The organism is Antarctobacter heliothermus (assembly GCF_900188425.1).
GTDB lineage: Bacteria > Pseudomonadota > Alphaproteobacteria > Rhodobacterales > Rhodobacteraceae > Antarctobacter > Antarctobacter heliothermus.
Genome location: NZ_FZON01000031.1, coordinates 26,163 through 47,106 on the forward strand (window position 1 = coordinate 26,163; position 20,944 = coordinate 47,106).

At 63.3% G+C, this 20,944-nt stretch carries 21 protein-coding genes; 13 read left to right on the top strand and 8 right to left on the bottom strand.

Translation table 11 applies throughout. The features are described from left to right. The first annotated feature begins 96 nt into the window (after positions 1 to 96). On the top strand, positions 97 to 873 hold the full coding sequence (locus CHB90_RS15430; protein WP_089278758.1) for a gamma-glutamyl-gamma-aminobutyrate hydrolase family protein: 777 nt from the start codon (positions 97 to 99) through the stop codon (positions 871 to 873). Between the two features lie 247 nt (positions 874 to 1,120). Here the strand turns inward: CHB90_RS15430 and CHB90_RS15435 are convergent, their stop codons facing one another. Next, positions 1,121 to 3,358 (bottom strand): xanthine dehydrogenase family protein molybdopterin-binding subunit, encoded by a 2,238-nt coding sequence (locus tag CHB90_RS15435; protein ID WP_089278759.1) that lies wholly within the window; start codon positions 3,356 to 3,358, stop codon positions 1,121 to 1,123. 3 nt (positions 3,359 to 3,361) lie between these two features. Next, positions 3,362 to 3,817, bottom strand: a complete 456-nt coding sequence (locus CHB90_RS15440) for a (2Fe-2S)-binding protein (protein WP_089278760.1) — start codon at positions 3,815 to 3,817, stop codon at positions 3,362 to 3,364. 369 nt (positions 3,818 to 4,186) lie between these two features. On the opposite strand from CHB90_RS15440, the gene CHB90_RS15445 reads away from it, so the two are divergent. Beyond that, positions 4,187 to 4,513 (top strand): hypothetical protein, encoded by a 327-nt coding sequence (locus CHB90_RS15445; protein WP_089278761.1) that lies wholly within the window; start codon positions 4,187 to 4,189, stop codon positions 4,511 to 4,513. Between the two features lie 46 nt (positions 4,514 to 4,559). Here the strand turns inward: CHB90_RS15445 and CHB90_RS15450 are convergent, their stop codons facing one another. After that, positions 4,560 to 5,309, bottom strand: a complete 750-nt coding sequence (locus tag CHB90_RS15450; protein ID WP_089278762.1) for an SDR family NAD(P)-dependent oxidoreductase — start codon at positions 5,307 to 5,309, stop codon at positions 4,560 to 4,562. Positions 5,310 to 5,431: 122 nt separating this feature from the next. Here CHB90_RS15450 and CHB90_RS15455 point away from each other — a divergent pair, with 122 nt between their 5' ends. From CHB90_RS15455 to CHB90_RS15470, 4 genes are all read left to right on the top strand, one after another. Further along, positions 5,432 to 6,394, top strand: a complete 963-nt coding sequence (locus CHB90_RS15455; RefSeq protein WP_089278763.1) for an MBL fold metallo-hydrolase — start codon at positions 5,432 to 5,434, stop codon at positions 6,392 to 6,394. A gap of 111 nt (positions 6,395 to 6,505) precedes the next feature. Beyond that, positions 6,506 to 6,940, top strand: coding sequence for a methyltransferase family protein (locus tag CHB90_RS15460; RefSeq protein WP_089278764.1), 435 nt, complete (start codon positions 6,506 to 6,508; stop codon positions 6,938 to 6,940). Between the two features lie 132 nt (positions 6,941 to 7,072). Continuing rightward, entirely contained in the window at positions 7,073 to 8,644 is a 1,572-nt protein-coding gene (locus CHB90_RS15465) for a Re/Si-specific NAD(P)(+) transhydrogenase subunit alpha (protein ID WP_089278786.1), read from the top strand. Positions 8,645 to 8,658: 14 nt separating this feature from the next. Next, on the top strand, positions 8,659 to 10,092 hold the full coding sequence (locus CHB90_RS15470) for an NAD(P)(+) transhydrogenase (Re/Si-specific) subunit beta (RefSeq protein WP_089278765.1): 1,434 nt from the start codon (positions 8,659 to 8,661) through the stop codon (positions 10,090 to 10,092). 434 nt (positions 10,093 to 10,526) lie between these two features. On the opposite strand, the gene CHB90_RS15475 is transcribed toward CHB90_RS15470, so the two are convergent. Then, positions 10,527 to 11,468, bottom strand: coding sequence for a LysR family transcriptional regulator (locus CHB90_RS15475; RefSeq protein ID WP_089278766.1), 942 nt, complete (start codon positions 11,466 to 11,468; stop codon positions 10,527 to 10,529). 112 nt (positions 11,469 to 11,580) lie between these two features. Here CHB90_RS15475 and CHB90_RS15480 point away from each other — a divergent pair, with 112 nt between their 5' ends. The 4 genes from CHB90_RS15480 (at position 11,581) to CHB90_RS15495 (ending at position 14,244) form a co-directional block, all read left to right on the top strand. Next, the gene (locus tag CHB90_RS15480; RefSeq protein ID WP_089278767.1) at positions 11,581 to 12,024 is read left to right on the top strand and encodes a cupin domain-containing protein; all 444 of its coding nucleotides are present in this window, start codon (positions 11,581 to 11,583) and stop codon (positions 12,022 to 12,024) included. 4 nt (positions 12,025 to 12,028) lie between these two features. Next, positions 12,029 to 12,829, top strand: a complete 801-nt coding sequence (locus CHB90_RS15485; protein WP_089278768.1) for a glutathione S-transferase family protein — start codon at positions 12,029 to 12,031, stop codon at positions 12,827 to 12,829. 261 nt (positions 12,830 to 13,090) lie between these two features. Then, positions 13,091 to 13,390, top strand: a complete 300-nt coding sequence (locus CHB90_RS15490; RefSeq protein ID WP_089278769.1) for a hypothetical protein — start codon at positions 13,091 to 13,093, stop codon at positions 13,388 to 13,390. A gap of 248 nt (positions 13,391 to 13,638) precedes the next feature. Beyond that, positions 13,639 to 14,244, top strand: coding sequence for a biotin transporter BioY (locus CHB90_RS15495; RefSeq protein ID WP_089278770.1), 606 nt, complete (start codon positions 13,639 to 13,641; stop codon positions 14,242 to 14,244). 78 nt (positions 14,245 to 14,322) lie between these two features. On the opposite strand, the gene CHB90_RS15500 is transcribed toward CHB90_RS15495, so the two are convergent. Beyond that, entirely contained in the window at positions 14,323 to 15,534 is a 1,212-nt protein-coding gene (locus tag CHB90_RS15500) for a bifunctional alpha/beta hydrolase/OsmC family protein (protein WP_089278771.1), read from the bottom strand. Positions 15,535 to 15,640: 106 nt separating this feature from the next. On the opposite strand from CHB90_RS15500, the gene CHB90_RS15505 reads away from it, so the two are divergent. Both CHB90_RS15505 and CHB90_RS15510 read left to right on the top strand, forming a co-directional pair. Continuing rightward, complete coding sequence (locus CHB90_RS15505; protein ID WP_141135897.1) at positions 15,641 to 16,525, top strand: endonuclease/exonuclease/phosphatase family protein; 885 nt, start codon at positions 15,641 to 15,643, stop codon at positions 16,523 to 16,525. Then, positions 16,515 to 17,081, top strand: a complete 567-nt coding sequence (locus CHB90_RS15510) for an NUDIX hydrolase (protein WP_089278773.1) — start codon at positions 16,515 to 16,517, stop codon at positions 17,079 to 17,081. Before CHB90_RS15505 ends, CHB90_RS15510 begins: the two co-directional genes overlap by 11 nt. Positions 17,082 to 17,121: 40 nt before the next feature. Here the strand turns inward: CHB90_RS15510 and dddP are convergent, their stop codons facing one another. After that, a complete protein-coding gene (gene dddP, locus CHB90_RS15515; protein WP_089278774.1) occupies positions 17,122 to 18,462 on the bottom strand; it encodes a dimethylsulfonioproprionate lyase DddP in 1,341 nt (446 codons plus the stop codon). A gap of 165 nt (positions 18,463 to 18,627) precedes the next feature. Here dddP and CHB90_RS15520 point away from each other — a divergent pair, with 165 nt between their 5' ends. Beyond that, entirely contained in the window at positions 18,628 to 19,368 is a 741-nt protein-coding gene (locus tag CHB90_RS15520) for a heme-dependent oxidative N-demethylase family protein (RefSeq protein ID WP_089278775.1), read from the top strand. Here the strand turns inward: CHB90_RS15520 and CHB90_RS15525 are convergent. After that, positions 19,349 to 20,014, bottom strand: coding sequence for a hypothetical protein (locus CHB90_RS15525; RefSeq protein ID WP_089278776.1), 666 nt, complete (start codon positions 20,012 to 20,014; stop codon positions 19,349 to 19,351). The genes CHB90_RS15520 and CHB90_RS15525 overlap by 20 nt on opposite strands. A gap of 118 nt (positions 20,015 to 20,132) precedes the next feature. Then, positions 20,133 to 20,933: a lytic murein transglycosylase gene (locus tag CHB90_RS15530; protein WP_089278777.1), complete on the bottom strand. Its 801-nt coding sequence runs from the start codon at positions 20,931 to 20,933 to the stop codon at positions 20,133 to 20,135. Positions 20,934 to 20,944 lie beyond the last annotated feature (11 nt).

Here is a 20,944-nt window from a genome sequence, read left to right on the forward strand (position 1 = left end):
GCCTTGTGTGCGGGTGCAGGGCGCTCTGTGCGGGCCAACACTTTTCGTGGCGGACGATGTGGTCTAAACATCGGCTGTTCACAAGGAGCAGGATTCATGGCGCGCCCCATCGTCGGCATCATCGGCAACCAGTACATGATCAACGATCAGTACCCGACCCACGCAGGCGGCACGATGAATTCCCAGGCGGTGTCAGAGGTGGCGGGCTGTCTGCCCATGGTGATCCCCTCCGATCCGCGTCTGGTCACGGTCGAGGAATTGCTGGAGGCCTGCGACGGTTTTGTGCTGACAGGCGGCCGTCCCAACGTCCACCCCGAGGAATACGGCGAGGAATGGACAGAGGCCCATGGCCAGCCTGACCGCAACCGCGATGCCATCACCCTGCCGCTGGTGCGGGCCTGCGTCCAGCGCGGCCAACCGTTTCTGGGCATCTGTCGCGGTTTCCAGGAGGTCAATGTCGCCATGGGCGGCACGCTTTACCCGGAAATCCGCGATCTGCCGGGCCGGATGAACCACCGCATGCCCCCCGACGGCACGCTGGAAGAGAAATTCGCCCTGCGCCACAAGGTGTCCCTGACAGAGGGCGGCGTCTTTCACCGGCTGTTCGGCGCGACCGAGGTGCTGACCAACACGCTGCACGGGCAGGGGATCAAGACCCCCGGCGCGCGCATCGTGGTCGAAGGACATGCGCCTGACGGCACTCCAGAGGCGATCCATGTCCGCGATGCGCCGGGGTTTACCCTGTCCGTCCAGTGGCACCCGGAGTGGAACGCCGCCAACGATCCTGTGTCGCGCCCCCTGTTCGCCGCCTTTGGGCGGGCTGTCCACGCATGGGCCGAAAACGGCCCCAAGGATCTGCGCGCCGCCAGCTGAGCCTTTGGTCCCGTAAATCTCCGGGCAGAAAAAAGGCCCCCGCTGCAAAGGCGAGGGCCAAAATCGTTGACGGTGTAGAACGTGCCCGGGAACATCCCCGGGAGGGATGGCCTGATGGTCGGCCAAGGCCGTTATCCGCGCAAGGACAAAGACGCTTTTCCCGGCGCGTTCACGATTTTCAAACGGTCCTGCGTTTCAAACGCGCGGCCCCCGGGGATGACGCCCGGTCAAACCGGGCGCGCCGGTGTCAGACGTAGAACTCGAACGCCTTGTTCAGCGGCAGCTCGCGCACCCGTTTGCCGGTCAGGTCAAACAGTGCGTTGGCCAGCGCCGGGGCGGCGGGCGGGGTGCCAACCTCGCCGACCCCGTTCAGGCGGTCCTGATTTTCCAGAATCCTGACCTCGACCGCAGGCATCTGCGGCATCCGCAGCGGATCGTAGTCGGGAAAGTTCTTCTGTTCCGCCACGCCACCGGCAAAGGTGATCTCTTCGCCCATCGCTGCCGACAGCCCGTAGACCATGGCCCCGGTCAGCTGTGCCTCGATGATCGACGGGTCCAGCGCCACGCCCGGATCGGCGGCGATCCATGCGTTGGTCAGCCGGATCATGCCGTCCACGTCGCGCACCTCGATCACCATCGCGCAGGGCGTGCCAAAGCTGTAGACCATGGCGATGCCGCGCCCGACGCCATTCTCTGTCTGGCCGGTCCAGCCGCTCATGTCGCGCACCGCCTCCAGCACATAGTAGGCGGGCAGCCATTCGTCGCGCGTCAGGTCCAGACGGAATTGCAGCGGATCGGCCTCTGCCGCATGGGCCAGTTCGTCCATGAAACTTTCGTGGAAAAACCCGTTAAAGCTGGCCCCGACAGAGCGCCAGAACCCCAGCGGCGGGGTGATCTCGGCCTTGTGGCCGGTCACCCGGTAGTTGGGAATGCCGTAGGGCTGGTTGTAGATCCCGTCGACAATGCCCTTGTCGGGGCCACCGGGGGCAAAGCCGACCCAGCGGTCCAACGCCTGTTCGGCAATCGACGGTGATGACACCCGCGCATCAAAGGTCAGCGCCTTGCCATCCGCCACCGCGCCGGTGATGCGTGCGGCAGCGGCAGGGCGGTAGAAGTCATGCGTCATGTCCTCTTCGCGCGACCAGGTGACGTTGACCGGCGTGCCGGGCATGGCCTTCGCCACGCGGGTGGCGATCACCGCATAGTCGAACTCACCGCGCCGGCCAAAACCGCCGCCCATCAGCGTGACATTGACCTCGACCTCTTCGGGGGCGATCCCGGCCTCGGCGGCGCAGGCGTCGCGCAGAAAGGTCGGCCCCTGGTTGCCGCACCAGATCCGCAGGTGCGTGCCATCAAACCAGGCGGTGGCGTTCATCGGCTCCATCGTGGCGTGGGCCAGGAACGGCACGCGGTACTCGGCCTTGATGCGCTGCGCGCCAGAGGGCAGTTTGTCAACATCGCCGTCGTCGCGCAGGGTCGAATTCGGCTCTGCGTCAAATGCCGCGTCGATAGCGCGGGTCATGTCCTCGGTGGTTTCGGGGTAGGGTGAGGGGCCCCATTCCACCGGGATGGCATCGACAGCCTGCTGCGCCAGCCATGTGTTGGTGGCAATGACCGCCAGCCCGTCGCCCAGATCGACCACCTTTTCGACGCCCGGCATGCGGCTGGCCTCAAACGCGTCAAAGGATGTCATGCCGCCCCGCGTGGGGGCCATGCGCACGGCGGCATAGCGCATTCCGGGCAGACGGGTGTCGATGCCGAACTGTGCGGTGCCGGTGGATTTGCCGGGGACGTCCTTGCGCGGCAATGAGGTGCCCAGCAGCTTCCAATCCGACCGCTCGCGCAGCTCGACCTTGGGCGGTTCGACCTCTGCGGCCTCGGCGGCCAGATCGCTATAGGGGATCGCGGTGCCGTCGGGTGCAATCACCGCGCCGTTTTCGGTGCGCAACTCGTCCAGCCCGACGCCCAGCCTTTGTGCGGCGGCGGTCTTGAGCATCTCCCGCGTGGCCGCGCCGGTGACGCGCATCCGCTCATAGCCGTCCTTCATGGCGGTGGACCCGCCAGTGACCTGCATGGAAAACACCTTGCCCATGAGGCCCATGACCTCACCCAGCGAATGCTGGAACGATGAGGCGTCATAGCCCTTGTGGGTCTGGCCTTCGCCCATCAGGGCGCTGTTGTAATAGGCCTGCGCGGGCGGGCCGTGGATGACGCGCACGTCCTCCCAGGCCAGGTCCATTTCCTCGGCGATCAGCGCGGCCCATGTGGTCATGGTGCCCTGACCCATCTCGGCGCGCGGCGCGACCAGTGTCACACCCTCGGCGTCGATCAGCACAAAAGCGTTCAGCGATGCCTCGCCCTCGGCGGGCTTCAGCGGGTTGGGAGCGGGGCGGGTGACGTACCACGCGCCAAAGGCGGCGCCGCCCGCGACGGCCACGGCCCCGAACAAAAAGGTGCGGCGGGCGATCTTGCCGATGCTTGCCATGGCTCAGGCTCCTTCAGCGGCGGATTTGATGGCGGCGCGGATGCGCGGGTAGGTGCCGCAGCGGCACAGGTTGCCCTGCATTGCGGCGTCGATGTCGTCATCGTTGGGGTTGGGGGTTTCCGCCAACAGCGCGGCGGCCTGCATGATCTGGCCGGACTGGCAGTAGCCGCATTGCGCGACCTGGTGGTCGATCCAGGCCTGTTGTAGCGAGTGCAGCGCATCAGGCGTGCCCAGCCCCTCGATCGTGGTCACCTCACCCCAGACATCGCCAATCGGGATCTGGCAGGAGCGCACCGCCTCGCCATCGATATGCACCGTGCAGGCGCCGCAGGCAGAGACACCGCAACCGAACTTGGTCCCGGTCAGGTTGAGCGCGTCGCGCAACGCCCAGAGCAGCGGCACGTTTTCGGGCAGATCCACCTCCTGGGCGGTGCCGTTGACGGTGAGCGTGGTGGCCATGTCGTCCTCCTGATGACGTCCTGAATGTAGGGGCCCGCGTCGGGGAACCCAGCCTGCGAGAGGGGTTTAACGTCAAGTTGCATCGACGGGGCGGCGCGTCAAGCGTGCCCGCCCGGGACGATCCGCAAAGCCGCTGATTGCCCGGATCCCTGCGCGGTCTGCGGCGCGGCAAAGAGGGGAATGCCCTGTTTGACAGCCTTTTGACAGACCAATGCGCCCCGGCATTGGCCCGGTCATCTGCCCCGGCACCCATCCCCGACTAGACTTACGCTGCGGAAACTTCTTGGCAATTCGGACCTTTCCGGCGCAGGCTGGGCACTTCGGGGGTGGGTGCCAGACCAGCGCGCCCAGATTTGCAAGGAATTCGATATGACCTCAGGAGTTTTCAGACGTTTTGTAGTGGTGGCTTTGGCCATCATGCCGATGGGGGCCGTTCAGGCCGGGACTCTTTGTGGTCCGTCGGCCTTGTCGGTCAGCGGACTGACCGTCATTCTGGCCGCCGGCGCCTCGCAGTGTGACACCTCTTGCATGACCTCCTACGACAGTTGCGTGTCCACCGGGCTGGCGGCGCAGGCGGTGGCCGACGATGAGGTGGTCTACGAAGAGTGCAGCGCCAAACTGGAAGGGTGTCGGGACGTCTGCATCAATCAGGGTGCCTGCATCACCGACAACTCCGGCTTTGTGTTCTGCCCCTGACGGGCTGGCCTCAAAGGGCGGCAATGCACCCGGACCTCCGGGCGGGTTACACCTCTCCGCCCGCGATCTGGATCGCCTGACCGTTCACGCTGCCCGATGCGTCGTGACACAGCCAGACCGCCGCCTGCGCGACCTCTTCGGGGGCGATCAGCCGCCCGTGGGGGTTGACGTTGACCATGGTGGCGCGGGCCTCGGCCTCGGACCAGCCGGTGCGCTGCATGATCGAGGTGACGTTCATGTCAACGATATCGGTGTCTACATAGGCGGGGCACAGCGCATTGAAGGTAAAGGGTTTCTTGGCATAGTCCGCCGCCAACGCGCGGATCAGGCCCAGCAACGCGTGCTTGGACGCGGTGTAGGTCGGTGCGCCTTTCAGCCCCCGTATCCCGGCAATCGACGACACCGCAATCACCCGGCCCCAATCGGTGTTTACCATGGTTTTCAACGACTCGCGGATGGTCAGGAACGCGCCGTCCACATTGGTCGCCATCATCGTGCGCCAGAACTCCATATCGGTCTTGAGGATCGACCGCCCCTCGGCAATCCCGGCGTTTGGCACGCAGATCTGGATCGGACCCCGCGCCGCCACGGCCTCAGCCACGCCTTGGACAACCGAAAATTCGTCCATCACATCCATCGCCAGCGGAAAGATGTGGTCGCCGCGCGCCGCCTCCAGCCGGTCGATCCGACGACCGGTGATCGTCACCTGCGCGCCCTCGGCGGCCAGCGCCCGCGCGATGGCCAGCCCGATGCCGCTGCCGCCGCCGGTGACCAGTGCGTGTTTTCCGTTCAGCATGTAATCCTCCCGTATTGTCCGCAGCCTACAGCGGCAAAACCCTGTGACAAGAGGTCCGCGACGGATCGCTTGGCAATGCTATTCACGCATGTGAATATGATTGTGATTATCGGGAGGATCTCATGAAACGTATTGCCCAGATCTCTGGACTGACCTCTGTTCTGGCCCTCTGCGCCACCGCCGCGCTGGCCAGCGAGGATATCGCCGACAAATACCCGCAATCGGAACTCTACGACAAACCTGTCGAGGTTATTCCGCATGTGTTTTCCGCCATCGGCGCCACCGCGCCGCCGACCTATGAAAATTCGGGCCACAACAACAACCTGTCCTTTGTCATCACCGGCGACGGCGTGGTGGTGATCAACGGCGGAGCCTCGGCCCGGCTGGCGGCCGCCCTGCACGATGAGATCAAGTCCATCACCGACCAACCGGTGAAACTGGTGATCAACGAGAACGGGCAGGGCCATGCCATCCTTGGCAACTCGTACTGGGCCGATCTGGGGGTCGATATCCTCGCCCATGACGACGCCATCCACGAGGTTGAGGAAAACGGCGATTTCATCCTGCAGGGGATGATGCGCTACAATCAGGACAAGGGGGAGGGCACGCGCATTGCGGTGCCGAACCTGTCGTTCTCGGATGCCTATACCGTCGAAATGGGCGATGTGACGCTAAATGTGCTGCACCTTGGGTCCGCGCATGGGCCGGGCGACACACAGGTCTGGATTCCCCAGTGGGGCATCGTGATCGCCGGTGACATCGCCTTTCACGAACGCATGCCGCCGATCTTTGCCGACACCTGCACCAGTTGCTGGATCGAGACGTTTGACGGCCCGTTCACCGCGCTGGGCGCAACCTATGTGATCCCGGGGCACGGCCACCCGACCAACATGGCGCAGGTGACGCGCTATACCTCGGACTATCTCAAGGATCTGCGCGCCAAGATCGGCCAGCACATCGACGACGGCGGCGACCTGACCGACGCCTACTATGTGGACCAGAGCGCATGGGCGCATCTGGACACGTTTGAGGAACTGGCCACCAAGAACGCAGGCCGTGTGTTCGAAGAGATGGAGTGGGAATAAAACCCGCTGACTGGCGCGCTGCGGCCTTTCGTCGGCTCAGAACGGGACGCGGCGCGCCATAGATATCACGCGACGGAAACCAAGGGGACTGCCGTGTTGAAATGGATTGATATGCCGCCGGTCTGGCTGACCGGCGCGCTTGTGCTGGCGTGGCTGCAAACCACATACTACGGGCTGGGCCTCAGCTTTGGCCCGGCTTGGGCTGATCTGCTGGGCGGGCTGCTGGTGGGCGGCGGGCTGATCCTGATGGGTCTTGCCGCGTCTGAGATGCGACGCCACCGCACCACGCTGATCCCGCACCGGGACGCGGACCGGCTGGTGACCAGCGGCATCTTCAAACGCTCCCGCAACCCGATCTATCTGGGCGATTCGATGATCCTTGCCGGGATGATCCTGTATTGGGACGCGGTGCTGGCGCTGCCATTGCTGCCGATCTTTGTCTGGGTGATTGAAAAGCGCTTTATCGTGCCCGAAGAAGCCCGTTTGCGCCGCAAGTTTGTTGCTGACTTCGCGCGATACGCGCAACAAACGCGAAGATGGGTTTGATTCCCGGGAAAGCTGTGAAATACGGCCTCTTGGTTTGGTTGTGGCGGATGGGTCAGCCCTGTAGACCCATTGCCAAATCCGGCGTCGTTCAGGCGTCGGGCACGGAATTCCTGAACGAGGGGGATGAGAGACGTGAAAATCGGGACACCTAAGGAAGTCGAGGCAGGCGAAGCCCGAGTGGCGATGACGCCGGACTCGGCGCGCCAGTTGCAGAAACTGGGGTATGACTGCCTCATCGAGGCGGGCGCAGGCCGTTTGGCGGGCTTCGCCGACGCGGATTATGCCGCCGCCGACGTGACGGTTGTGGAGGATGCACTGGCGCTCTGGGCGCAGGCGGACATCATCGCCAAGGTGCGTATTCCCACCGCCGGCGAACTGGATCACATGACGCCGGACAAGACGCTGATCACCTTCTTCAACCCTGGCGGCAACGCCGAGGGGCTGGAACTGGCCAAGGAGAAGGGCGGCAACGTCATCGCCATGGAAATGGTGCCGCGCATCAGCCGCGCGCAAAAGATGGACGCGCTGTCGTCGATGGCCAATATCGCGGGCTACCGCGCGGTGATCGAGGCGGGCAACAACTTTGGCCGCTTCTTTACCGGCCAGATCACGGCGGCGGGCAAGGTGCCCCCGGCAAAGGTTCTGGTGGTCGGTGCCGGTGTGGCCGGTCTTGCCGCCATCGGCACCTCGACCAGCCTTGGCGCGATCACCTACGCCTTTGACGTGCGCCCCGAAGTGGCCGAACAGGTCGAGTCGATGGGCGCGGAATTTGTCTATCTGGACTTCGAAGAGGCCCAGCAGGACGGCGCGGCAACCGGCGGCTATGCCGCCGTCTCCAGCCCCGAGTTCCGCGAAGCGCAGCTGAAGAAATTCCGCGAACTGGCGCCCGACATCGACATCGTCATCACCACGGCGCTGATCCCCAACCGCCCGGCCCCCAAGCTGTGGCTTGAGGACATGATCGCGTCGATGAAACCGGGTTCGGTGATTGTCGACCTTGCCGCCGAAAAGGGCGGCAACGCCGAAGGCACCGTGATGGATGAAAAGGTCGTCACCGAAAACGGTGTCACGATCATCGGTTACACCGACTTCCCCAGCCGCATGGCGACGCAATCCTCGACGCTCTACGCCACCAACATCCGTCACATGATGACCGACCTGACGCCCGACAAGGACGGCAAGGTCAATCACAACATGGAAGACGATGTGATCCGCGGCGCAACAGTGGCCTACAAGGGGGAAATCACCTTCCCGCCGCCTCCGCCCAAGGTTGCAGCCATCGCGGCCAAGCCAAAGGAAAAGGTCAAGGAACTGACGCCTGCGGAAAAGCGCGCCAATGAGGTCGCCGCCTTCAAGGCGCAGACCAAACAGCAGGTCACCCTGCTGGCTGTTGGCGGCGGTCTGTTGCTGGCGGTGGGTCTGGTGGCCCCGGCCAGCTTTATGCAGCACTTCATCGTGTTTGTGCTGTCGGTCTTCATCGGTTTCCAGGTCATCTGGAACGTGTCGCATTCGCTGCACACACCGCTGATGGCGATCACCAACGCCATCTCGTCGATCATCATTCTGGGCGCGCTCATGCAGATCGGATCGGGGTCGTTCCTTGTGATCCTGCTGGCGGCCGTGTCGGTCTTCATGGCGGGCATCAACATCTTTGGCGGGTTCCTCGTCACGCGGCGCATGCTTGCCATGTTCCAGAAATCGTAAAGGGGTAGGGGATCATGGATTTCGGATTCACCACCGCGGCCTATGTGGTCGCAGCTGTCCTCTTCATCCTGTCGCTGGGGGGACTTTCGGGCCAGGAAAGCGCAAAGCGCGCGGTCTGGTACGGCATTGTCGGCATGGGCCTTGCGGTCTTTGCCACGCTGATCGGGCCGGGCTCTGGCCTCTGGCTGCTGTCGATCATCCTGATCGCGGCGGGCGGCGGTATCGGCTGGTACGTCGCCAAGAAGGTCGAGATGACAGAGATGCCGCAGCTTGTGGCGGCGATGCACAGCCTTGTCGGCCTCGCAGCGGTCTTTGTCGGCCTGAACGCGCATATCGAACTGGGCCGTGTTCTGGCCATGGACGAAACCGCGCGCAAATCGCTTGAGGGGTTCGCCGCCCTGATCGCCAAGAAAGACGGCGTCGAGCAGAGCATCCTGCGGGTTGAACTGTTCCTTGGCATCTTCATCGGTGCGGTGACCTTTACCGGGTCGGTTGTGGCCTTTGGCAAACTGGCGGGCAAACTGACCTCCAAGGCGGAAAAGCTGCCCGGCGGTCACATGCTGAACGCGGCTGCGGCGGCGATCTCCGTGCTGTGCCTGTTCTGGTACATGGGCACCGGCGGCTTTTTCCCGCTGTTCCTGATGACACTGGCGGCGCTGTTCATCGGCTATCACCTGATCATGGGCATCGGCGGCGCCGACATGCCGGTGGTTGTCTCGATGCTCAACAGCTACTCGGGCTGGGCGGCGGCGGCGATTGGCTTCAGCCTCGGCAACGATCTGCTGATCGTGGTCGGCGCGCTGGTCGGCTCCTCCGGTGCCATCCTGTCCTACATCATGTGCAAGGCGATGAACCGGTCGTTTGTCAGCGTGATCCTGGGCGGCTTTGGCGGCACCTCCGGTCCCGCGATGGAGGTCGAGGGCGAACAGATCGCCATCGACGCCGACGGCGTGGCACAGGCGCTGGAAGAGGCGGACAGCGTCATCATCATCCCGGGCTACGGCATGGCCGTGGCGCAGGCGCAGCAGAACGTCGCCGAACTGACCCGCCGCCTGCGGGCGCAGGGCAAAGAGGTGCGTTTCGCCATTCACCCCGTCGCGGGCCGTCTGCCGGGGCACATGAACGTGCTCCTGGCAGAGGCAAAGGTGCCGTATGACATCGTTCTGGAAATGGACGAGATCAACGAGGACTTCCCGGATACGGATGTGGCCATCGTCATCGGCTCCAACGACATCGTGAACCCGGCGGCACAGGAAGACCCCAACAGCCCCATCGCCGGGATGCCGGTTCTGGAATGCTGGAAGGCCAAGCAGGTCTTCGTGTCCAAGCGCGGGCAGGGCACCGGTTACTCCGGCATCGAAAACCCGCTGTTCTACAAGGACAACACGCGGATGTTCTACGGCGACGCCAAGGCCTCGCTGGGCGAGCTGCTCAACCGCATCTCGTAAACGGGTCCGGGCATTGCCCGCTCAAACGGGGCTCCGCGTTTTCGCGGGGCCCTTTATTTTGCGGGCCACCTGTCGTGGTCCGGGCATCACGCAGCGGGGCAGGCCCCTCCGCCAGTTCATGTGACGGATGGCCGCCAAATCTGTCCTGAACCTGTCACGCTTGTGTGCCGCCCGAAGCGCTGCAAATGGCACAGCGTCCCGATCATCCTTCACGTTCCTGATGGGATGGGTCGGGTCGGGTGGCAGAGGTTCTCTGCGAACCATCCAGCCCATTGGCATCCTCTGCGAACACTGACGACGTCGCTAGTCTCTGCAAGCGCCATGTCACCTCGAATGACGGCAGTGTAGGACAGAGCACCATTTCGCTGCAGTTGCCCCAATGTCCGGATACGCTGCGACGCCGTCTTTATTTTTACCGACAGGATGTCCTTAAGTCAGTTGCGCAATGCGTCGGCATCCAGTCCTTTCATAAGACCAAAGACCTGGTGTCGCACCCAAGCCGCCATCGAGGCGTTGTCGAAGCGCTTGTGCCAGATACCAATGATCAATGCCGGTTCAATCTCCATCGGTGGTTCGAACACGTTCAGCTCGAATGCTTCGGCCACTTTGGACGCCAGTTGCGCGGGCACAAGCGCAATGAGGTCGCTTTCACTCACTGCACGGCAAACGCCGCTGAAGACAGGAACAGTCATGGCAACCTGTCGGCGTTTGCCCACACGTGCCAGGGCAGCATCACCCATCGCAGCGAGATTGCCTTCTGGAGAGAACAAGACGTGGTGAAGCGCGCAGAAGGTTTCCATCGGCATCTGCGTGCCATCCTCAAGCCCCCGGGTGCCCGGATTGCCTTTGCGAGCGATGACGTGGAAAGGTGAATGGAAGAGCGGCTCTCGATTGACCCATTCCGGCAACGTCGAGTCAGGGATCAGCGCAATGTCGGCGTTGCGTCGTTCAAGGCTGGCCACGTAATCGTTCGGAACCAGATCAACGAGCTGTGCCCGCAGATTGGGCGCGGACTTTTGCAGGAGATCACCCAAGGGCGGCATCAGGAGTTCCGCGAAAAAATCGCTGGCGGCAATCCGGAAAGTCCCTTCGGCAGTTCGCGGATCAAAGGTAGCCGGTGGGGCGAGCAAGGCCTCCAGACGCTCGAGCTCCTCGCGCAAACCGGTTTCGATCCCGGCTGCGTACTCCGTTGCGACCAATCGGTTCCCTTGCCGGACAAAGAGGGGGTCGTTCAAGGCATGGCGCAGACGCGACAACGCCCCAGAGACAGCGGATTGGGACATGGCCAGCCGGTCAGCCGCCTTTACGGTTGAGCCTTCGCGAAAAAGAGCGTCCAACAAGCGCAAAAGATTGAGGTCGAGTGTCGCGAAATTCACTTGGCCGATACCCTATATCAGATAATGCGGTTTGCCTGATAGGTTGGCCGTATTGTAGCTTGCTGTCAACGAAAGCGCTTTCGTTTCAACCCAATTCCAAGGGAGAGAAGCGATGAAAGACCTAGCCGAAATCGACGGAGCCATCAAATGGCTCGGTGTCCAGTACAAGACCATTCTCGGCCCGGAACAGACGGGCGGCGCGATGTCCATTGTGGACAGTTGGTCCCCCGCAAGCAGCGGCCCCCCGCGCCATGTGCATCAAAACGAAGACGAGACATTCGTGATCCTCACGGGGGCATGCAAGTTCTGGCTGGAGGGTCAGGAGTTCACCGCAAGCGCAGGCGAAAGCGTGTTCATCCCGCGCGGCAAGGAACATACATTCAAAGTGACCGATGACGGCCCGTGCCGCCATCTCGTGATCCTGACCCCCGGCGGTTTCGAAGGCTTCTTTGCCGATATGGCTGCGGGCCAGTGCCGCATCCCCGAAGATATGCCCGCTATCGAAGAGAGCGCCAAGCGCCACAACATGACCTTTACCGGTCCCCCTTTGGATTGATCCCATGACAGAGAAACACATCGTCTACCACATCCCCGTCTGCCCCTTTTCACAGCGGCTGGAAATTCTGCTGGCTCTGCGTGGGTTGACGGAGGCCGTCGAATTCAGGGTCGTGGACATCACCAAGCCGCGCGATCCTGACTTGCTGGCCAAGACCCGTGGCACAACCGCCCTGCCGATGTTGGAAACCAGCGACGGGCGAATTTTGAAGGAAAGCCTCGTGATCCTACGCTTTCTTGACGAGGCGCTGCCGGGGGCACCGTTGCGCCGCAGCGATCCCGCCGAGCACGCAATCGAGTCGATGCTCATTGCCCGTGAGGGACCCTTCACGATGGCAGGTTATCTGTTTGTCATGAACCAGGACCCGGCGCAGCGGGACGCGCATCTGGACAAACTACTTTCAATCTATCGTGACATCGACGACTTCCTTGGTCATCATAGCCCGACGGGGCCCTTCCTGTTCGAGGATTTCGGTCTGGCTGAGGCCGTCTTCACACCAATGTTCAAGCGGTTTTGGTTCCTAGACTACTACGAAGGCTTCACGCTTCCCGAGGGCAATGACTATGACCGTGTGCGTGCCTGGCGTGACGCATGCATGGCGCATACGGCAACAAAGCAGGTGACCGAAGAAGAGATCGTCAAACTCTACTACGACTACGCGCTTGGGGCAGGAAACGGTGCTTTGCCAGAAGGACGCAGCGTTTCAAGTTTCGCCTTCGAGCCGCCATGGCAATCAAGACCGATGCCACCCAAGGAAAAATATGCGGCATCAGCCACCGACAAAGAGCTCGGCCTCGTCGCCTGACCTGAGCTTCGAAATCAGAACCAGACACTCATGCGTTTTGCAGCATTCGGTAAGATGGGCTCACAGCAGCCCTTGCCCAAGGCTTGACCGCGCGGGCGGTCACACGCAGCCAGCACCACATCCGGCAAGAACCTGGCCCTTTGGTGCCGTTGTGTTGACCCGTCTGCGGCGGTTTTTCGCCTGATGCCTCCTGCCAAAGAAATCAGGGTCTCGCCCATTGGTCGCGCTCTTTCTAGGTTGGGTTCGCAAAAGGGAGAGACCATGCAACTGGCGTTACAGATCAATTCGGTGTTTCGCGGGGCCGGCTGGCAGGTCGTCAAACCGTTGGAACCTCTGGAGAGCTTTGGGCAGGCCAAGGATCTGGCCCAATACGTCAAGCGCGATGTGGTGGTCGAGTTTGGCTATCACGCCGATGACGCGACGGGCGACTATCGCATCTACGCCGTGCACGATCAGGATTGGGAGCATCCCCTGGCGGCGATCACCCTGCGCAGCGCCGACATGGCGCTGGACGTGCTGCGCCAGATGCCGGGGCTGCTTGGGCGCATGGGCCCGCTGTAGCGTCACCGGGCGGGCAGGGGGGGGACGTGTCAGTGGTGCGGGCCAGACCGGCCAGCCACATGCCATCGGTCCGCCGCAAAGCCCGGCGCGGCGATGAAACACCGCCCACCGGCCGCAGTGAGTGCAATTTTTCAGGTGCAAACCCTCACTTTGCAAATTTGATGCGGCCCGATCCGCTTGCGCGCTTGCAGTGTATCTGACCTTGGGGCAAAACCAACGGGACGCAAGAATAGAGAAAGGGGGACCATATGAACCTCACTTTGAACCGCAATGTGCTGGTCGAGACGTTTGGCGCCAATGAGGGTGCCGCCCTGCGCGCAAAGCAAGTGGCGCTGGTTGTGCTGGGCATCCTGGCGCTGGCCGTGGCCGCCAAGATTAAGGCGCCGGTGCCCGGAACGCCGGTGATGGTCAGCATGGGCACCTTTGCCGTGCTGACAATCGGCGCCGCCTACGGCCCCAAGCTGGGCCTGACGACAATCCTGGGCTACATGATCGTCGGCATGCTGGGCTTTGACATCTTCCAAAGCTCGACCGCAGACCTCAACGGCATCTCCTACATGATGGGCAGCACCGGCGGCTACCTTGTCGGCTACGTTCTGGCGGTGCTGGCGCTGGGTGTTCTGGCGCGCGCCGGATGGGACCGCTCTGCCCCCAAGATGGCCGGCGCCATGCTGCTGGGCAACGCGCTGATCTACGTTCCGGGCCTGATCTGGCTGGGCACGCTGTACGGCTGGGACAAGCCGATCCTGCAGTGGGGCCTGACGCCGTTCCTGCTGGGCGACGGGATCAAGCTGGCGCTGGCCGCCGTGCTCCTGCCGCTGGCGTGGAAACTGGTCGGTCGCGCTCGCGGCTGACCTGGGATTCCGGGCTGAAGCCCGGCCTACGGACATCGACAGGGCCGGGCGCATATGCCCGGCCCTTTTCCATTGCGCTCACGCCAGTTCGGTCTCGATCTCCGCACCCTGTTCCAGCGTCTTGTGCACCGGGCACTTGTCGGCAATCTCCAGCAGCCGCGCCCGCTGGTCACCGTCCAGATCCCCCTCCAGCGTGATCCGCCGCAAGAACCTGTCGATCCGCGTCGTGGCAGAGGTGCCCGCGTCCTGCGCGTGGACCTTGTCATGGGTGACGTCCACGCTGATCCCGGTCAGCGGCCAGCCCTTGCGCCGCGCGTACATGCGGATCGTCATCGAGGTGCAGGCCCCCAGCCCCGCCGCCAGGAATCCATACGGCGACATGCCCTTGTTGCTGCCGCCATAGGCCTCTGGCTCATCCGCCACGGCATGATGATGCGGCCCGTTCTGGATGTCCTGCAAAAAACCGTCCGGCGCGGCCTCTGTCACCCGCACAACCCCCTCGGGCGCGCCAATGGGCGGCGCCGGGGCGGGCAGGTCCAGATAGCGATCAACCCAGGCGGCAATCACTTCGGCCACATATTCCGCGTCATCGGGCGCACTCACCAGATGATCGGCATCCCCCAGCGTGACAAAGCTTTTGGGGTGTTTCGCGGCGGTAAAGATCCGCGTCGCGTTCGAGATGTCCACCACCGCGTCGCGCGGCGCATGCAGCACCAGCAGGGCCTTTTTCATCGACCCGATGATCGGCTCCAGCTCTTGCGCCTGCACATCCTCGACAAAATCGCGCCCGATGACAAAGGGACGCCCGCCCAGATCGACCTGCGCCTGACCCTCGTCCCGGATGGTGTCCAGCGCGTCGGCAAAGTTGTGGGTGACATGGCCGGGGTCAAACGGCGCGGCGATGGTGACAACCGCCTTGGCAGAGGCAATGCGCGGCGCGGCGCGCAGCACCGCCGCCCCGCCCAGCGAATGGCCGATCAACAGGTCGGGGGCCAATCCACGACCCTCAAGGTAATCCGCCGCCGCCTCCAGATCCCCGACGTTGGAGCCAAAGGTTGTGTTGGCGAACTCGCCACAAGAATGCCCCAGCCCGGTGAAATCGAACCGCAACACGGCAATCCCCATGGCACAAAGCCGCTGAGCGATGCGCCGCGCGGCGGCTATATCCTTGCCGCAGGTGAAACAATGGGCAAAGAGGGCGGTGGCAAGCGGCGCGCCGTCCGGCAGATCCAGCCGCGCGGCCAGCTTGTCACCGGCATGGCCGGGAAATGAAATGCGTTCAGTGGGCATGGGGCGTCCTGATGATGCGATGGATACCAACAATGGGCCGCGCAGCGCGTTGCGACAAGCAACGTGTCAGGCGCGTCACGCCATGGTGAGGATACTGGACCCACTGTTGAAGACTGTTGCAGCGGTTCTTCTGGTGCTGGCGCTGGCCTCATGGGCCGGTCCGCTGCATCCTGCTGCTGACACACTGGCGGTGTTGCGGCTGCCGCTGGTGGCGCTGGCAGCGCTGGCGGTGATCTGGACCAGCTGGCCACGCGCGGTGCGTTGGCCGCTGGCGGCTCTGGCGCTGCTGGCGCTGGGTCAGGTGGTGGCGATGAAACTGGCGGCCCCTGCGCCCGGCGGGTTTTCGGTCTACCAAAAGAACCTATTGTACCGGAACGCGCAAATTCCGCAGCTTGCACAGGACATTCTGGCGGCGGCCCCCGATGTCATCACCTTGCAGGAACTCACCGGGCGGAACGGAGAGATCCTCGACCGACTGGCACCCGATTATCCGCATCACACCACCTGTCCTTTTTATAGTTGGAGCCGGAACGCCGTCCTGTCCCGCCATCCGGTTCTGCCGGGCGGGACGCTGTGCCTTCCGGGGCAGGGGATAGCCGGGCTGCATCTGGACACGCCGCAGGGGCCGGTCTGGGTGCTGTCGCTGCACCTGCGCTGGCCTTTTCCACATCCGCAAGGCGCGCAGGCCGAAGCGGTGGAAGAGGTCATTGCCGGGTTGGAGGGGCCGGTGGTCTTGTCCGGGGATTTCAACATGGTGCCTTGGGGGCATTCGGTGGGTCGGCTGACGCAGGCGGCGGGGCTGCGGCGTGCGGGGCCGTTGCACCCGACCTACTGGCTGGCCCCGCATGGTTGGCCCGCCGGTCAGGTTCTGCCGATTCCGCTGCCGCTGGATCAGGTCTGGTCGCCGGGCGGCGGGCTGGCCGAAAACCGGCCGCTCTTTGGATCGGACCATGCGGGCGTTTTGGCACGGGTACGTCTGGATGCGGATTGACGGCATTGGTGAGTTTGCGGCGCGCGACGCGCGGGACGCGGCGGAATGGGCGCGGGTGGCAGCCTTTTGTGCGCGCCACGGGCAGGCGGCCTTTTCCCGCGATCCGCATTTTGGCGGCCATGTGACCGGCTCTGCCTTTGTGCTGTCGCCGGACGGGGCGTCGGTTCTGCTGACCCATCACGCCAAGCTGGACCGCTGGCTGCAACTGGGCGGGCATTGCGACGGCATTGCCGACGTGGCCTTTGTCGCGCTCAAGGAAGCCTATGAGGAAAGCGGCCTGTCCCGCATCCGCCTGCTGTCCGACGCGGTGTTCGACGTGGACATTCATGAGATCCCGGCCCGCGGGGTTGAGCCCGCGCATCTGCACTACGACCTGCGCTACCTGATGCAGGCCGAGGCCGGAGAGATCGCCGCTTCAGCGGAGTCTCATGTGCTGGCATGGGTGCCTTTGTCCGATCTCAGCCGCTACACACAGGCAGAGTCCGTTCTGCGCATGGCGCGCAGGCTGGCGGGGCAAGGGTTAAGCGAAGGTAAAAACGCCTCTGTAACCCCTTGATAATGCTAGGGCGTCAATCGCGCCACGCGTGGACATCCCCTCAGTCGCCCATCAAGGCCGGATCAAACGGATAGCTGATCAGGTTCTCATACCCATCCTCGGTGATCACCACCTGATCCTCCAGCTTGATCGAAAAATCTCCCCCCTCGGGCGACACCAGAACCTCGACACACAGGGTCATGCCCGGCTCCAGTTCATAGTCAAATGCCCCCTCGACCATCTGGTCCGGATAGGCCACCAGCGGCCACTCATCACACAGCCCCACGCCATGCATGAGGCAGCCATATTTCAGCTTTTGAAACTCGGGCCGCAAGACGTGGGTGTTGCGGGACAACTCGGGGATCGAAACGCCCGGCCGCAGCATCTCCATATTGGTCCTGATATGATCAACCCCGTGCCGCATCGCGTCGATCATGTCAGGACGCGGCGCCCGGTCGCCCACCCACCAGGTGCGCGAGATGTCGACGCAGATGCCATAGCTGCCGACCAGATCGGTATCAAAGGCGACGATCTCATTGTTCTGAACGATGCGCGGCCCACATTCCTGAAACCACGGGTTCGTGCGCGGCCCCGAGGTCAGCAGTCGCGTCTCGATCCACTCGCCACCCCGGCGGATGTTCTCGGCGTGCAGCACCGCCCAGATGTCATTCTCTGACACCTCACCCAGCGGCACATTTGTTCGCGTGAACCGCTCCATCTCATACATCGCCGCCTCGCAGGCGTTGACGGCGCAGCGCATGGCCTTGATCTCATCCGGACCTTTGACGGACCGCGCCTTTTCGGTGACTTCCTCACCGGGCAGGACCGTCAGCCCCTGCGCCTCCAGCGCGCGCAGCCCGTGCAGCATGGGCTTGTCGACCGCAAGGCGGCTGTTGCCGGGGCTGTGGTCCGCCAGCAGGATGCGCACCTCGTTGGCAAAGACATCGGCGGCCACATCCATCTTGTCGCCCCGGTCGAAATAGAACAGGTCCGCGCCGGACCGCGCCTCACGCACCAGCGGATTGAACGAGGACAGGAATGGCGCGTTCTTGTAGTCCCAGATCACCATGTAGCCATCCGCGCAGATCAGCACGGCGCGGAACGGATTGTGGGTGTTCCACAGCTGCATATTGGTCGAGTCGGTGGCGTAGCGGATGTTGAGCGGGTCAAAGACTAGCAGCCCGGCCAGATCGCGGGCGACGATGTGATCCGTCAGGCGTTGCCAGCGATAGTGGCGCATGGCTTGCAGATCCGGTTGTTCCAGTCCCGCCGCCGCCCATTCATTCAGCGCAAGCCGGGTGGGGCCAATTTCGATCCGGTCCATGTCGTTGGGGGTGTTGTCGCCGGTCAGTGCGCCGCGCGTCGGGTCGATTTTACGAGTGTCGCGGAAGTGGGTGTTCATGGCCTGACGCTCCTTCGGTGCCTTGCCGTCCAGCCTGCCGGGGCTGATCGCGCCCGGCGCGCAGGTTTGCGACCGCTTGTGACGTCGTTTTCTGGCGTCGGGAGACGTCGGACTTTCACCGAAAAGGGGATTCCCGCTGCGGTGGCGCCGGGGTATCGTGGACGCATGATCCTGCAAGACCGTATCCCCTACGACATTCACGAGGTCCCGAAACTGCCGGGAATCAAACCGTTGAACCCGGCGGACTGGCTGCAAGTGGATGAGGCATATGCCGCGCAAATGGCTGAACGACGCCAGCGGCTGGACGCGCAGCGCGCAGCGGTTTTGGCGCTGGACCCGCAGGCCGTGCCCGCCGCACGGGAATTGTCAGAGGTGGTACTGGCGGCCTTGCCGGAGGGGTTCACGGTCACCAAAACGTCGGTCCGCTGTCCGGACGGTGCTGTGATCGCGCGCGATGTCACGGACCCGATGGGCACGTTGGGGCGCATCGTGCAGGAAGATCTGTGCCTGATGGAAAAGCGCGGGCCAGAACACGTCCTGACCGGCGCCGTGCTGTGTTTCCCGGCAAGCTGGCGGCTGGACGAAAAGTTCATGCGCCCGATGACGGCGATCCATGATCCGGTGGACATCTATGACGACGCTCTGGCGCGCCGGGTCCAGCGTCTGTTCGATGGGGTGCGGGAGGGGCATCCGCTGTGGCGCTTCAACGCCTTTCCCTATGCTGAGGCCGATCTGCACCAGCCGCGGTCTGTCACCGCACCACGGGCCGGGGTCGACCCTGGCAGCGCACCGTTCTGGCGGTCTGAACGGCAATGCCTGATCCGCCTGCCAGAGACGCAGGCGGTGGTGTTCTCAATCCACACCTATGTGGTGCGGGGCATGGGCGTTATGGCAGGAACTGGTTGAACAAGAGCTGCACTTGCCCGGTTGAGGTGAGCACAGCCAACAGGGATGTCACAGCGGCCATCTGCCCGACGCGACGCAGGCCGAAAAAGCCGCTGCGCGCTGGCGGGGTCTCTGCCGGCAAGGCGGCGGGAGTTTCCTGCGGGGCGGCGTCGCTGGCATCGGGATAGAGCGCGCCACAGATGCCTTGGGCGGCATTGGCGCTTTCGAACAGCGCATCTTCGACGGTCGAATCGATCTGTCCGATACGGCGTGGTGAGACGAGCTTGCGCAGCCGGATGAAATCCTCTCGATCGATCAGGACTTCGGGCGAATACCATTCCAGAATATCGGCCGAGGAATGATCCAGCGCATCGTACACCGTGTCGGACAACAGCCGCGCGGCATCGGTTTCGTCGGGTGGTCTGCCGTCCGCTGTCACCACCTCCAGCCGCACGCGGGGGCCATAGTCGCTTTGTTCCTCGGGGATTACGGAAATCCCGATATGATCGCCAAAAACGCGGGCTCCGTCACAGTGTGTCGGCACGTTGCGGTCGTCCTGGGGAAACAGCCGGGCCAAGACCCGCGCCGCGCTGTCAAGGTAGGGAGCGGGCGACAGATCCTGCGCATCCGGCAAGATCAGACCTGCATAGGGATAGTCGAAACTCATGGTTCTCTCCTTGTGCGGAGTTGGATCCGCTCAAGAAGAAGGTGAGTGTCAAATCTGGTCGCAATCGGGCAATTTGGAGAAAATTGCGCGGTATTTCCAACTTTGTTTCCAAAACGGGTCAGCGGTGGATGCGTTCGGCCGCCGCCGCGATAGCCTGTTGATAGACGGTCGCCGCGTTCCATTCGTTCAGCACGCGGAAATTATGTGTGCCGGGGCCGTAGGGCTGGCCCTTTTTCCAGCCTTTCTGGCGCAGGAAATTGGCGGTCGAGGCCAGCGCATCGGACTGGTTGTAGAAATCTACCCGCCCATCGCCGTTGGCATCGACGCCATAACGCATGGCGTTGCCGGGCAGGAACTGGGTATGGCCCAACTCTCCGTGGAATGCGCCCTTTTGGGTCGGTGACAACATGCCCCGATCCACCATCTTGAGCGCGGCAATCGCGTGCGGGCGGAACAGTTGCGGGCGGCGGCAGTCATAGGCGACCGTGAGGATCGAATTGATCACCGGCTCTGTCCCCATGCTGCGGCCATAGCCGGTTTCCATGCCGTGAATGGACACGATGATCCCTGCAGGCACGCCGAACCGCTTTTCCAGCGAGTCGTAAAAGGCCTTGTTCTGGTTGATCCGCTTGCGCGCGCCATTGGCGAAACTGTCGAGCGAGCCAAGCCGGATCTTCACAAACCGGTCAAAGCTGTATTTCACGCCTTTCTGGTTGCGGTCGGCATTGATGGTCTTGGTCGAATAACGCGCGCTCATCAGCGCATTCACGCCGCGATCACCGACACCGGCGGCGCGCGCCTCCTTGGCGAACTCGCCTTTCCAGGCGTCAAAGCCCGAGGCGGTATTGCCGCATCCGGCGGCGAACACGGGAGCGGCGGTCAACAGAGCAAAGGCAAGGGCGGGTACAAGACGGCGCATCGGGGATCTCC